The sequence below is a fragment of the Streptosporangium sp. NBC_01755 genome (genome assembly GCF_035917995.1).
GTDB lineage: Bacteria > Actinomycetota > Actinomycetes > Streptosporangiales > Streptosporangiaceae > Streptosporangium.
Map to the genome: position 1 here is coordinate 4,533,503 of NZ_CP109131.1, position 13,163 is coordinate 4,546,665.

Annotated in this window: 10 protein-coding genes and 2 pseudogenes; 5 read left to right on the top strand and 7 right to left on the bottom strand. The window is 68.5% G+C overall.

Annotated features, from left to right (window positions below; genetic code table 11):
* Position 1: 1 nt before the first annotated feature.
* Positions 2-880, top strand: a complete 879-nt coding sequence (locus tag OG884_RS21920) for a DMT family transporter (protein ID WP_326635653.1) — start codon at positions 2-4, stop codon at positions 878-880.
* Between the two features lie 186 nt (positions 881-1,066).
* On the opposite strand, the gene OG884_RS37560 is transcribed toward OG884_RS21920, so the two are convergent.
* From OG884_RS37560 to OG884_RS21935, 4 genes and pseudogenes are all read right to left on the bottom strand, one after another.
* The gene (locus OG884_RS37560; RefSeq protein ID WP_442811735.1) at positions 1,067-1,522 is read right to left on the bottom strand and encodes a Vgb family protein; all 456 of its coding nucleotides are present in this window, start codon (positions 1,520-1,522) and stop codon (positions 1,067-1,069) included.
* 234 nt (positions 1,523-1,756) lie between these two features.
* A pseudogene (locus tag OG884_RS37565) lies at positions 1,757-1,963 on the bottom strand (helix-turn-helix domain-containing protein); the annotation flags it as partial.
* A 33-nt stretch (positions 1,964-1,996) separates the two neighbouring features.
* A complete protein-coding gene (locus tag OG884_RS21930; RefSeq protein ID WP_326635657.1) occupies positions 1,997-2,575 on the bottom strand; it encodes a hypothetical protein in 579 nt (192 codons plus the stop codon).
* A complete protein-coding gene (locus tag OG884_RS21935; RefSeq protein WP_326635659.1) occupies positions 2,559-3,149 on the bottom strand; it encodes an RNA polymerase sigma factor in 591 nt (196 codons plus the stop codon). The genes OG884_RS21930 and OG884_RS21935 overlap by 17 nt, the downstream gene beginning before the upstream one ends.
* Positions 3,150-3,367: 218 nt before the next feature.
* Between OG884_RS21935 and OG884_RS21940 the strand changes: the two genes are divergently transcribed.
* A complete protein-coding gene (locus OG884_RS21940; protein ID WP_326635662.1) occupies positions 3,368-5,110 on the top strand; it encodes a glycerol-3-phosphate dehydrogenase/oxidase in 1,743 nt (580 codons plus the stop codon).
* A 146-nt stretch (positions 5,111-5,256) separates the two neighbouring features.
* Here OG884_RS21940 and OG884_RS21945 read toward each other — a convergent pair whose 3' ends face one another.
* Positions 5,257-7,407 (bottom strand): beta-propeller domain-containing protein, encoded by a 2,151-nt coding sequence (locus OG884_RS21945; RefSeq protein ID WP_326635664.1) that lies wholly within the window; start codon positions 7,405-7,407, stop codon positions 5,257-5,259.
* A gap of 89 nt (positions 7,408-7,496) precedes the next feature.
* On the opposite strand from OG884_RS21945, the gene OG884_RS21950 reads away from it, so the two are divergent.
* From OG884_RS21950 to OG884_RS37570, 3 genes and pseudogenes are all read left to right on the top strand, one after another.
* On the top strand, positions 7,497-9,062 hold the full coding sequence (locus OG884_RS21950) for a succinic semialdehyde dehydrogenase (RefSeq protein WP_326635665.1): 1,566 nt from the start codon (positions 7,497-7,499) through the stop codon (positions 9,060-9,062).
* A 604-nt stretch (positions 9,063-9,666) separates the two neighbouring features.
* Positions 9,667-10,932, top strand: coding sequence for an AAA family ATPase (locus OG884_RS21955; RefSeq protein ID WP_326635667.1), 1,266 nt, complete (start codon positions 9,667-9,669; stop codon positions 10,930-10,932).
* A gap of 78 nt (positions 10,933-11,010) precedes the next feature.
* Positions 11,011-11,298: pseudogene (locus tag OG884_RS37570) on the top strand (RloB domain-containing protein); the annotation flags it as partial.
* Positions 11,299-11,464: 166 nt separating this feature from the next.
* Here OG884_RS37570 and OG884_RS21960 read toward each other — a convergent pair.
* Both OG884_RS21960 and OG884_RS21965 read right to left on the bottom strand, forming a co-directional pair.
* Positions 11,465-12,289: a helix-turn-helix domain-containing protein gene (locus tag OG884_RS21960; protein WP_326646965.1), complete on the bottom strand. Its 825-nt coding sequence runs from the start codon at positions 12,287-12,289 to the stop codon at positions 11,465-11,467.
* Positions 12,290-12,604: 315 nt separating this feature from the next.
* Positions 12,605-13,141, bottom strand: coding sequence for a hypothetical protein (locus OG884_RS21965; RefSeq protein WP_326635669.1), 537 nt, complete (start codon positions 13,139-13,141; stop codon positions 12,605-12,607).
* Between the last annotated feature and the right edge of the window lie 22 nt (positions 13,142-13,163).

Genomic DNA, 13,163 nt, shown 5'->3' on the forward strand with positions numbered 1-13,163 from the left:
TGTGATCATCGTGATCTCGCTGGGTGCGGCGTGCCTTCTCGGCCTCGGCTTCGTCGCACAGCAGCATGCGGCGTACCGCCAGCCCCTGGAGGACATGCTGCGCCTGCGCCTGCTGCTGCACCTCATCCGCACGCCGTTGTGGCTGGCCGGGATCGGGCTGATGCTCTGCGGCCAGATCCTCGGCGCCCTCGCGCTGCGGGAGGCGGACGTGGCGAAGGTGGTGCCGCTACTGGCGATGAACCTGCTGTTCGCGCTGACCGCGGCCCATGTCATCTACCAGGAGCCGTTCGGCCGCATGCTGCAGCTGGGCGCGGTGCTGGTGGGCGGAGGAGTGGCGCTGTTCCTGTACGGCGGTCGGCCCCATGGCGGGACCCTGCCTGCACCGGGTTCCCTGCGGTGGCTGACGGTGCTTTCGGTGATCGTGGTGGCGGGTGGGCTGGTCATGTTCGGTCTGCGGCGTTCCCTGCAGGTCAAGGCGATGTTGCTGGCGGCGGCCGCCGGGGTGCTGTACGGGCTGCAGGACGTGCTGACGCGCAGCTCCCTGCTCACGCTGAGCAACGGGCTGAACCTGGCCGCTACCTGGCAGCCGTACCTTCTGCCCTGCGTCGCCGTGGTGGGGCTGCTGCTCAACCAGAGCGCGTTCGACGCCGCCCCGCTCCGGATCTCGTTGCCGGCCACCACGGCCGCTGAGCCGATCACCGGGATCGTGCTGGGCGTGGCGATCTTCTCCGAGCGTCTGCGGGTCACTCCGGAGGCGCTCGCGGCGGAGGTGGCCGGCTTGATCGCGATGGTGACCGGCATCGTCATCCTCGGCCGGTCTCAGTCTCTGGCCAAGCCGATGCGGAATGCTCTTCGGCGCCCGGACGGGGATCGGCAGTGATCTCCGCGGTCCTGGCGTTGCTCGCGGTGACCGGCAATGCCTCCGGCCTCGGTGCTACAGCGTGGAGGCCTTCCTGCCTCTCCGTAGGATCACCAAGATCAACAGCCTGTGCGCCGGTGGACGGGTCGCGAGACGGTCGGCGGCCGCAGCCTGTGATCTTGCGGGGGCGGCAGCCGACCGGCTTGGTCAGGGAGTCACGATGGCGATTTTGTCGACGTAGTCCTCGGTGAGCCAGAGATTGTCATCGGGGCCGGCCGTGATGTCGAACGGCCCGGAGACGACGGTCGGCAACGCGTACTCATTGATCGTCCCGGCGGTGGTGATCCGCCCGATCTTGTTCCCGGCCGACTCGGTGAACCACACCGCGCCGTCCGGTCCCGTGGCGATGTGCGCCGGCTGGGAATCGGTGGTGGGGGGTGTGGCGGAGGGGTGGAGGCGGATACCGACAGAGGGGTGCTTGCCGCCAGGACCAGAGCCATGACCACGAGCGGATACCCCAGGCGCCGAGAGCGATGACGCATGACATCCCTTCCCAAAGAAAGAAGAACCAAAAAGGAACGCGGGCGGGCCGCTGGGCGCGGTTGAGCGATCGAGGTCCGCGGCGTCAGACCGCCGTCGGCGGGTGTCGGCACAGATCTCCAGAAGACCCGATCCGGACGAGGTTCCTCACCTCTGTCCGGCCCCGGTGACTCCACTATCTCCCGTGTCCGGCCCCGGTGACCCCACTATCTCCCGCAGCCGTCGACGGCCGTCGATCATCTGCGTTCGTGGCTGGTCAGGGAAGCGCCAGCTCATCGGATGGGGCCGTCCAGGAGCACGCCGGATTCCCCCGGGCGGGCGATCCGGGTTCCGCCCCCACGCCGGGGACGTGCGGATTCGAGGCGACCCCTGGGGGCGAAGCGTCGCTGAAAGGGGCGCCGAGCCGTTGCGCCACCGCTTCCCGGTACGCCGGTTGATCCCGACGATCCGGCACGCCTCATAGTTACTGAAGCCTTGATCCATAAGGCGGAAGTATGCCTTCCGCTCTGCGGTCAGCTTCCTCCGCCCCTGAGGGGATCGGATCTTGCGGATCTCGAAGTCCATCGCACTCCCTGAGCTGGGGTGTTGCGACGACCGCTAGAAGGGAAGCCCGGCGAGTGTCAGGGCGATGGCGATGGCGAGGGTGATCGTGGCGGGACTGGTCGTCCAGAGGTGTCGCAGGCCGTCCGGGACGGGCACGTCGGTGGCGGTCAGCGCGTAGAGGGCCCACACCGACAGCCCGCCGCCTATCGCGGCGGAGGGGTTCCAGCACACGGACAACAGCAGGCTGAGTGCTGCGAGCACCGCCATGGGCCCCAGCCATGCCATGATCAGTGCGGAGGCCAGCCAGATCGCCGGATTCAGCAGCCGGGCCTCCATCGCCAGCAGGGCCCACGCCCTGTGCAGCCCGCGTACGGCAGCTTCCACGTGCGGTGACGAGGTCCTCCGCGATGGTGCTGGTCGCCGTGCGGACTCCGGCGCGGCCGGAGTCAGGCCGTCGAAGGCGGCCCTCATCAGGGCGGCGCGCACGATCTCGGGGCCGGGCGGAGGCGGGATACCGTCGCGGATCTCCCGCAGCTCGGGCCAGTCGTGGATTTCCGCGAGCCCGGACAGGTCGTGGATCTCTGGCGGTCTGGGCCGCTTGTGGGGTTCTGTTGGCTCAGGACGGTTGTTCATCGACGCACCTCCTCAGGGTCGCTCGGGCGTGATGCAGGCGGCTTTTCACCGTGCCGACCGGGATTTCCAGCACTTCGGCGATCTCCCGGTGGCTCAGGTCGTCGAGGAAGGCGAGTACGACCACCTCGCGCTGGGCCAGCGGCAGCCGGGCCAGCACCGCCCGCACCCGGTCGTCGCCCACGGCCAGTTCCTCGGGGCCGGGCAGGGGGTCGACGCCGTCGGGCGGTTCGGCCGCCAGAGGAGGTGGAACGCCGCGGAGCCGGTTGTGCGCCTGCCTGCGCGCCACCCCGAACAGCCAGATGTTGACGCTGGAGCGGCTCTGGTAGGTGCCCGCCGAGCGCCACACGGCCAGCAGCGTGTCCTGGAGGATCTCCTCGGCCGTGCCCCGATCCCCGGCGAGCCGGTAGATGAAGGCGAACAGCGGCCTGGCGTATCGCTCGTACAGTTCGGTCAGCGCGCCCGCGTCGCCGTCGGCCACCCTGGCCAGCACACGGGTGTCGTCCTCCCTCGTGCGGGCACGCCGACGCGCGGCGCCGAACCAGCGCAGTGCCATCCTCTCGGTTCCCCCGTCCACGCCAGGTGTGTAGCGTCGGCCTCGCCCTGGGGTTCAGGTGATCCGCGGTGAAATGTCGCTGACCGTGCTGAGCTCGATCTTCGGGGACAGTTCTCCCGTCGGACATAGGGATGTTGTTTGAATCTGGCCCACTGCTTCCTACTGGTCAGTAATGGTGCCTAGGGTGGATGGGTAGATACATCGCGTAAGGCGACAAGCCGCACCCCAGGGGGTTGCAAATGACGGCGCGAATGGGCACCGCACGGCTCGGTCCTGCCGAGCGGTCCGCCGCACTGGCGCAGATGAGCGCCGAGGAACTCGACGTGGTGGTGATCGGAGGTGGAGTCGTCGGAGCGGGGGTCGCGCTGGACGCGGCGACCCGCGGGTTGTCGGTCGGGCTGCTGGAGGCGCGTGACTTCGCCTCGGGTACCTCGTCCAGATCCTCCAAGCTCATCCACGGGGGGTTGCGCTACCTGGAACAGCTCAACTTCGAGCTGGTCAGGGAGGCGCTCCAGGAGCGGGCCCTGCTGCTGCAGCGGATCGCCCCGCACCTGGTGCGGCCGGTGCCCTTCCTGTTCCCGCTCCAGCACACGGGCTGGGAGCGGCCCTATGTCGGCGCCGGCCTGGTGCTGTACGACACGATGGGCTTCTCCTCCGGGCTCACCCGGGGCGTGCCCGGCCATCGGCACCTGTCGCGTACCAGGGCGTTGCGGCTCGCGCCCGCGCTGCGGAGGTCGGCGTTCTCCGGCGCGGTGCAGTACTGGGACGCCCAGGTGGACGACGCCCGCTATGTCATGACCATGCTGCGGACCGCGTCCACGTACGGGGCCAACGTCGCCTCGCGGGCGCAGGTGGTGGGCTTTCTCCGCGAGGGGGAGCGGGTCACCGGCGTCCGGGTGCGCGACCTGGAGAGCGGCGGTGAGCTGGACGTACGGGCCCGCCAGGTGGTCAACGCCACCGGGGTGTGGACCGACGACATCCAGGAACTGGTCGGCGGGCGCGGGCAGATCCACGTGCGCGCCTCCAAGGGCATCCACCTGGTGGTGCCGCGCGACCGGATCCACTCGCTCACCGGGATCATCCTGCGCACCGAGAAGTCGGTGCTGTTCGTCATCCCCTGGGGCCGTCACTGGATCATCGGCACCACCGACACCGCCTGGAAGCTGGACCGGGCACACCCGGCGGCGTCGCGGTCGGACATCGACTACATCCTCGACCACGTGAACGAGGTGCTCTCGGTCCCGCTCACCCATGAGGACGTCGAGGGCGTCTACGCGGGGCTGCGCCCGCTGCTGTCGGGGGAGTCCGAGGAGACCTCCAAGCTCTCCCGCGAGCACGTGGTGGCCCACCCGGTCCCGGGGCTGGTCATGGTAGCCGGAGGGAAATACACGACATATCGCGTTATGGCGAAGGATGCGGTGGACGCGGTGGCGCACGGTCTGGACCAGCGGGTCCCGCCCTCCTGCACCGACCGCGTCCCGCTGGCCGGGGCCGAGGGCTACCAGGCGCTGTGGAACTCCAGGCAGCGGCTGGCCCACTCCTCAGGGCTGCACGTGGCCAGGATCGAGCACCTGCTCCAGCGGTACGGCTCGATGATCGACGAGGTGCTGGAGCTGATCGAGCGGGACCCGTCGCTGGCCAAACCGCTGACCGGAGCGGACGACTACCTCCGGGCGGAGGTGGTCTACGCGGCCACCCACGAGGGGGCCAGGCACGTGAACGACGTGCTGACCCGGCGTACGCACATCTCGATCGAGACCTTCCACCGTGGCGTGGCCGTGGTCGAGGAGGCCGCCCAGTTGCTCGCCGGGCCGCTGGGCTGGGACGCCGAGCAGATCAAGCGCGAGGTGGAGTACTACACCAAGCGCGTCGAGTCGGAGCGGCTCTCCCAGGAGCAGGACACCGACCAGGAGGCCGACGCCATCCGCCTCGGTGCCCCGGAGATCGTTCCGGTGGCCGGTCCGGAGGTTCATCCGGTCTAGGGCCCACTCCCTGGACCTTGCCCCAGACCTTCGCTCCCCAGACATCATGACAAGATCTTGTAAAGGTTGATATGTCGGTGTAATAGGATATTTAGGGCGCCCCCGGTGGCGAGGCGGGGGCGCGGAGGGCAGGTGCTTTCAAAAGGTCAGGAGAAGGGGATCCAGGCCTGGTCGGCGAGGTTCTTCAGGTCGTTGACCTTGAGGCCGAGGTCGGAGAGCGTCCACAGGCTGTCGCCGATGACCACCGAGCGGCGGATGCCCGGGTCGTAGGGGGCGAAGCGGGTGTCGTTGACCGGCTTGGGCTTGGGGTGGACGACCGTGCCGGTCCTGGTGACGGCTGAATCACCGATGTTGAGGACCAGAGCTGTGCCGTTGGTCTGCTCGGTGCCCGTCCAGGAGTTCAGCGGGAGGACCGCCGTCCCCGTCTTGGCCCAGTACAGGAAGGCGTGCGGGTCCCACTCGGCCTCCGAGCCCGAGTCCTTCTGGAACATCTGCGACAGCCGGCGCGGGTTGGCCGGGTCGCCGACGTCGAACAGGGAGACCTGGGTGCCGAGCGTGCGGCCCTTCTCACTGGCCTCCTGGCCCACGCCGATCAGCCGCCCGTCGCCCGCCGGGTGCAGGTAGGCCGAGTAGCCGGTGATCTTCAGCTCGCCGGTCTTCCTTGGCGCCGCAGGGTCGCGCAGGTCGAGCGTGTAGAGCGGGTCCACCTGCTTGAACGTCACCACGTAGCCGACCGGGCCGATGAAGCGGACCGAGTAGATCCGCTCGCCCTGTCCCAGGCCGCCGACCTCACCGGCCTTGGCCAGGGTGTCGGCGTTGAGCACGTAGACGGCGCTTGAGCTGTCCTGCCCGGCGGTCGAGGTGGTGGCGATCCGCAGGTGCCCCTCGTGCTCGGACAGGGAGTATTGGTTGAGCAGCCTTCCCGGCACCTTGCCCGAGGCGACGTAGCGGGGTGCCCCGGCGGCGGTGATGTCGAACCTGTGGACCTCGGTCTCCTCCGGAGGCTCCTCAGGGGTCGCCGTCGGCGTCGGCGAGGCGGTGTCACTCGGTGGTGGGGTGTCGGTCGGTGGCGGGGTGTCGGTCGAAGGCGGTGGGCTGGTCCGGGCCTCGGGCGGTTCCGGGAGCAGGGTCGGAGCGGGGTCGAGGTCCGAGGCGGCGGTGGCCGGGGTCGCGATGACGGTAGGAGTGGTGGCCGGGGTCGCGGTGGCCGTGGGAGTGGCGACCGGGGGACTGGCGACCGGGGTGGCCGGGGCCTCATCGACGATCACCGAGTCGATCGGCCTGGCCCACCACCAGCGCGGATTGCTGGTCACGTACAGGCTGGAGCCCGTCCCGTAGACGGTGTCGCCGTCGGCCGCCACGCTGATCGGGGTCGTCTCGGCGAGCGCCTGTGACAGGTCGAGGGTGTGCACCGTCAGCATCGACGTCCCGGTGTACTCCGCCGGGTGGCTGACCCGCTCGCAGCCGACGGCGTGGTCCGAGGTCACGCCGGTCGCGGACGTCAGCTCGTACTTCGGCAGCCATGCCTCGATCGGTGCCCTGGCGACGACCTCCATGTTCCGCCGGGTGCGCTCGTTGTCCACGATGTCGGACCCGGCGTCGGGGAATTCGATCCGCGGCTGGCTGCGGACCACGATCCGCACCGTCGAGCCGACCATCCTGGCGTCCACGTGGGAGCCGTCCGGGGTGAGCGAGCCGATCACCTTCGGCTCCCCGGACAGGTCGACGAGGACGTAGCGCGGTCCCGGGCTCGGCGCGCGCTTGGCCGTCGCGCCGTACGGGATGATTCCGCCGCCGGAGAAGAGCACCAGTGCCCTGTCCCCGCTGACCAGCAGGTCGGCCGGCGCCCACGCCTGCTCGGCGTCCACCAGCTTGAGCGTGCCGGTGACCTTCCTGGTCGCGGCGTCCACCACCCTGAGCACACCGCGGTTGACGGTGATCACCCGGTCGCCGTCGGTCTTCACCAGGTCGGGCTCGTCGACCCCGGCCTCGTGCGTGTTCGTGGTGGAGTGCTCGGGCGGCGCCGCGCCCGCCTTGGCGGAGGCGACGTCCGACCGCGCCTCCGCGTACAGGATCGGGGGGCCGCCGAGGCCCCACGGGCCGACGTTCTTCGCCGTCGCCGCGCGCAGCCCGGCCAGCATGTCGTCGCAGCCGCTGTAGGAGACCAGCCTGATGTTCCCCAACGTGACCGGTGCCGCGGATCCGGCACCGCTCTTCGTCTCCGTAGAACTGCACGCCGTGGCGAGCAGGGCCGCGGCGAGGGTGACCGCGCCGGCTGTACGAATCGATGTCCTCATGCCACTACGACGGATCGGAGGTGTGTGTGGTTCATTGCTTCGCTACCCGTGAGTAGCCACGGCCCGCCTCCCGCGATTACCCTGCGGACATGGCCGTTCCCCTTGAAATGACACGGGACCTCAACTCCCGCATGATCGAACGTGTCGTATCGCACGTGACCTCCGCCGGCAAGACGCAGGAGATCACGGCGCCGTTCACCGGCGAGGTGCTCGCCGAGTTGCCCATTTCCACAGCCGACGACGTCCGCGCCGCGTACGCCACGGCGCGGGAGGCGCAGCGGGCGTGGGCGGTGCTGCCCGTGCGGGAGCGGGCCGAGCCCTTCCTCCGCCTGCACAACGCCATCCTCGACCGCCGTGAGGAGATCCTCGACGTGGTTCAGTGGGAGACCGGCAAGGCACGCAGGCACGCCTTCGAGGAGGTGCTCGACGTCGCGGGCTGCGCCCTCTACCACGCGCGGCGGGCCCCCGGCCTGCTGGAGACCAGATCGCGGGCCGGGATACTGCCCGTCGCCACCAGGACCGTCGAGGCGCGTCGGCCCCGGGGAACGGTGGCTCTGATCTCGCCGTGGAACTACCCGCTCTCGCTCGGTGTCACCGACGCCGTCCCCGCGCTGCTCGCGGGGAACGCGGTGGTCCACAAGCCCGACACCCAGACCGCGCTGTCCACGCTGTGGACCATCGACCTGCTGGTCTCCCTTGGGATGCCCCGCGAGATCTGGCAGGTCGTCCTCGGCGAACCCGCCGAGGTGAGCGACCCGCTGATCGACGGCGCCGACTACGTGGCGTTCACCGGCTCCACCCGGGCCGGCCGGAAGATCGCCGAGGAGGCCGCCAAGCGGCTGATCGGCTGCTCGCTGGAGCTCGGCGGCAAGAACCCGATGCTGGTACTCGACGACGCCGACCTCGACACCGCGACCCAGGGCGCGCTGCGCGCCTGCTTCACCAACGCGGGGCAGCTCTGCCTGTCCATCGAGCGGCTCTACGTCCACGACTCGGTGCACGACGCCTTCGTGGAGAAGTTCGTCCGGCAGGTCAGGAACATGCGGCTCGGCGCTGGACTCGACTGGAGCGTGCAGATGGGCTCGCTCTCCTCGCTGCGGCAACTGGAGGCGGTCGGCGCCCAGGTGGACGACGCCGTCGCGAAGGGCGCCAGGGTGCTGGCCGGGGGGAAGGCCCGCCCCGATCTCGGCCCGCTGTTCTACGAGCCCACCGTCCTGGCCGACGTCGACGAGAGCATGGAGCTCTGCCGCGCCGAGACCTTCGGCCCCGTGGTCGCGGTCTACCGCTTCGGCGACGACGACGAGGCGGTCGAGAAGGCGAACGACACCTCCTACGGGCTCAACGCCTCCATCTGGACCCGCGACCTGTCCCGCGGCCGCGCGCTGGCCTCCCGGATCAAGGCGGGCACCGTCAACATCAACGAGGGGTACGCCTCGGCCTACGCCTCCTACGACGCGCCCATGGGCGGGATGAAGTCCTCGGGGCTTGGCCGCCGGCACGGCGCCGAGGGGCTGCTGAGGTACACCGAGGCGCAGACCATCTCCAGTCAGGCGTCCTGGCTGGGCTTCGAGCCGATCCTCGGCATGGCGTACGAGAAGTACGCCGACACCCTCGCGGGCGCGCTCAAGGTCATGAAGGCGCTCCACCTGAAGTGAGGCCCGGGGAGCCCGGCCCGGCGTCTTCGAGCCGGGCCGGGAGACCGGGGAGGTCGTGAGGGGGCACGACGGCCGATCGCGCGAGGCACGAGCGCGCCCTGCCGTCAGAGGTCGTCATCGAGGCCCGTCGTCTGAAACCGTCGTCTGAGAAGGAGTCGCCGTGTTCGACCATGACGTGCTGGTGATCGGCTCCGGCGCCCTCCGCCTCCCCATCGTCGGCATCACCTGACGGGACGCTACGTAACTCATCACAACCGGCGATCTGCCGCGGGTTCGACTACGGCGAAGTCGCCGTTCTTTCGACGGGCGTTGCGCTGTTCGGGACGGCAGGGATCGCACCGGCCCGGTATGCGCCTTCGCTTCTAATGTTCGGGGTGCCTTCACCGCTGCCGTCGAATCCAGATGCCTCGGCCGGCGCGGCGGCCGAGCATGTCCTGAGATCTCATATCGCCGCGGGCCTCATACCATCAGGCCGGACTCCAGAGAACATGGTAATCCTATGCTGGCATCCATTGAGGGAGCGTCATAGGCTGTTACGTGCAGGCTCTATGCACCAGGACGTAGATGACAGTGCAGAAAGCCCTGTCTCGGTAGGAGGTCTACGGTGCTTATCCGTTTCCGGGTGGCCAACCACCGGTCCATCCGTAATGAGCATGAGCTGTCTCTGATCGCAACTGAGTTCGATGAGAGTGCGGGACGCAGGACCGGCCTCAAGCACCGTGGACGAGAGGTTTCGGCGCAACCTGTAGCGGGTGTGTTCGGAGCCAACGCGTCGGGGAAGTCGAACCTGCTCAGTGGTTTCCGGCTCATGCGCGATGCGGTGCGAGACTCTTTCGCTGACTGGGCCAAGGCGCCGGAGGTGGTTCCCCGGCAGCCCTTCAAGCTAGATCCCGCATCTCGTGAGGAGACAACCCTGTTCGAGGTGGATCTTGCCCTTGGCGGGGATCCTGTCCGCTACACCTATGGCTTCGAGCTGTCGGATGAGCGAGTGGAGGCGGAGTGGCTTCACTCATATCCGCATGGTCGCCGCAACGTCTGGTTCGACCGAGAGGCAGGCCGTCCGGAATCAGAGGGTGGGGAGTTCATCTTCAGGGGGGAAGGTTTTAAAGGGGGACGGGAACCCCTGGTCAGGCTGACCCGTCCAAACGCTCTGTTCCTGTCCGTCGGTGCGACTCTCAACGATCCCCAGCTGTCGGCGATACACAGGTGGTTCCTCGACAACCTGTGGCTGGTGACACCGGGAAGAGATCTCAGCGCCCGGGTGGACTGGACCAAACGGCTCCTCACGCGCTCGGATCAGGAGGAGAGCTACCACCAACGGATCACGCGGTTGCTGCAATCGGCCGACTTGGGGGTCACCCGCCTCGACACGGACCCTGAGACCGGTGAGATCAGATTGTGGCACCGTACGCCGGATGGTGGAGAGACACCGCTGGACTTTCGCACGGAAGAGTCGCTGGGCACCCACGCCTGGTTCGCTTTCCTTGGGCCCATGCTCACTGTGCTGGACCAGGGATCGGTCCTGCTGGTGGACGAGCTGGATTCGAGCCTGCACCCCACACTCGCAGCCGAGGTCGTACGGGTCTTCCAGGACCCTGCATCCAACCCGCATGATGCACAGCTGATTTTCACGACGCACGACGCGACCTTGCTGGGCAGCGAGGTGCTCGACAGGCCGCTCAACCGTGATCAGGTGTGGATCACGGTGAAGCAACGCTCAGGAGAGACCGAGCTGTACCCGCTGACAGAGGCCAAGCCGCGTAAGGAGGAGAACCTGGAGCGCGGTTATCTACGTGGCCGCTACGGCGGAGTGCCTCGGGTCACCGCCGGAAAAATCGTCCGTGAACTGTCCAGGCAAGAGGCGAAGTGAGGTTCCCCCCGTACGACAGCCACCGATGGTGTGGGATCACGAGGTTGCGTCTGAGGGCTTGTAGAGCTCTTCGACCGTGATCGGTGGAATGACATCCCGCAGGCGGTCAAGGCCGCCGCCGAGTCCAGGGTCGAGCTCGCGTTCTCACACCCGTCGTTCGACCTGTGGTTACTGCTGCACTTCCAGACGTTCGGAGGGGCACAGAGCGGCAGCAGCAAGCTCGTGGTCGAGAAGCTGCGGCAGGTCAGGGGTACGGACGCCTTCAAGGACTATGGCAGGAAGGGAGAGAAGAGCATCAAGGGCGCTCGGCGCGATGCCCTGAAAGGACGGGAGGGCAAGGCGGTGGCGCATGCCCGAAGTCTGGTGGCCTCCTGCGCCCAGGGGTTCTGTGAGCCCGATCGTGCGAAGACCGGGCCGGTCGACCGCCAGGCCGAACCGGAGTCTCCTCAAGAGTGGGCGGCCCGTTCCGGGCATGCCCCGGAGTGCCTGGTCCTCCAGCGTGACCCGTCCACCGACGTGTGGCGGCTGTTGGTCACGTTGGGCATCGATGGGCGGAAGCCCGGCAAACTCCTGCTTGTGCGGCGTTGTAGGCGCAGGTGCACAGCATCTGGGCGTAGGCGGCGGCGTGGGCGGGCGTGCCGAGCCCTGTGGCCTCCAGGCGGTGGGTGGCCTGCAGAGTGAGCTGGTCGGCGATTTTCTGGCGGCCCTCATGGCGTAGCACGATGCCCAGGGAGCGCGCCGAGGCGGCCATGCTGATCGGGGAGCCGGACAGGCCCGCGAACACGCTGGCGCGGTCTGCGGTGATCCTGCTCGCCTCATACCTCCCGATCTTGTCCAAGGCCTCGGTCGCCAGGTCATAGCAGGCGGCCGCCTGCGCGCAAGCATCCGCTCTTCGGCTATCGGCCGCTTCGTGAGCCAGGGCCAGAAGATCAGGCAGATCAGCGACAAGCCGAGCCAGATCACCGCTGTCGAAGCGACTTCGCGCCCAGGTCAGACGGGAGGCAATTTGCTCGGGCAGGGGAGGACTGGAGGATGCGGGCGGGATGGCCAGCGCGTCATCGAGCCTGGCCAGCAGATGAGCAGGGATAGCGAGTCCGGCGGCGGACAGCAGAGTGCGGCGGCGCATCAAGTCTTCTTTCGCGAGCTGACCCATCGTTTCGGCCACCGTAACCGGATTGATCAGCGCGCTGAGGATATGACCAGGTACCCCAGCTGCGTGGGCGACGCGGCGCAGCACATGCAGGTCGACCCCCGCACGCCGACCCGTCTCCAGCCGGGAGATCGTCGAGGCTGAGTAACCCGAGGCTTTCCCCAGGTCGACTTGTTTCCAGCTCTGTAGTTGCCGCGCGAACCTGATGACACCGCCGACGTCATGGGCGCGGCCTCACGATCGTCGAGGCCCTCGCCCACGACTCCGGCGTCACCCCGCTCCGCGACCATCCCGGCAAAACCGTTTGGGCCCGCTGGTGGCTTCCCTCCTGAACGACTCACCCGACCATCCGGACACCGTCCTGAGTCCGAGGGGGGCAGTGGACGGTCGCGGCGGTCGCGTCCCGGCCGACCGTAGGCGGTGAATTCGACCGGTGCCTTCCCGTCGTCGGCATCGCTTGGAAGTACTTCGTCTGACACGGCACGCGAAGATGGATGGCGGGTCGACGATCATGGGCCGGTGTCAGGCCATCGCGTGGCGGAGGCGCTCGCGATCTTTTTCCGGAAGCCGCCGCTGGAGGCGTCGGGCGCGGATGAGTGAATCCGCGATCTCGCACACCTCGGCGAGCTCCACCTCCATGGGCGAGACCTCGGCAAGGCGATTCCTGTGAAGCCAGGTCGCCACCTCCGCCCACGACCACAGGCTCACGCGGGGACGCCGCACCTTCGGTTCGGGAAAGTCTCCCGGCCCGCGGCGGCCGACGGCCCAGTGGTCGGCCGTGGCGAAGGTCCGGCCGGTACGGTCGGCGATCTCGGCGAGCGTCACGAGATCCTCGCTCACCCCGGTCACCTCGATTCCCGCTGAGCGCCCCTGGGCGATCGCGGACGCGATCGCCTCCACCGCCCCGGTCGCCTCACGATCAAACGAGGCGATGCCGGGTCCGCCCGTGGCCGGGTCGAGTGACACCGTGGCGTCGTCCCATCCAGCCTCGTACAGCGCGTCGATCACCGTTTCGCCGCTCGGGGCCGTGAAGTGAAGTTCGAAACTGTAGACGGTCACGGGGCTCATACTCCCTCTGGTA

Excerpts from the sequence above, each read along its gene's own strand:
- OG884_RS21930 (WP_326635657.1), bottom strand. The coding sequence starts at position 2,575 with ATGAACAACCGTCCTGAGCCAACAGAACCCCACAAGCGGCCCAGACCG.
- OG884_RS21940 (WP_326635662.1), top strand. The coding sequence starts at position 3,368 with ATGACGGCGCGAATGGGCACCGCACGGCTCGGTCCTGCCGAGCGGTCC.
- OG884_RS21945 (WP_326635664.1), bottom strand. The coding sequence starts at position 7,407 with ATGAGGACATCGATTCGTACAGCCGGCGCGGTCACCCTCGCCGCGGCC.
- OG884_RS21950 (WP_326635665.1), top strand. The coding sequence starts at position 7,497 with ATGGCCGTTCCCCTTGAAATGACACGGGACCTCAACTCCCGCATGATC.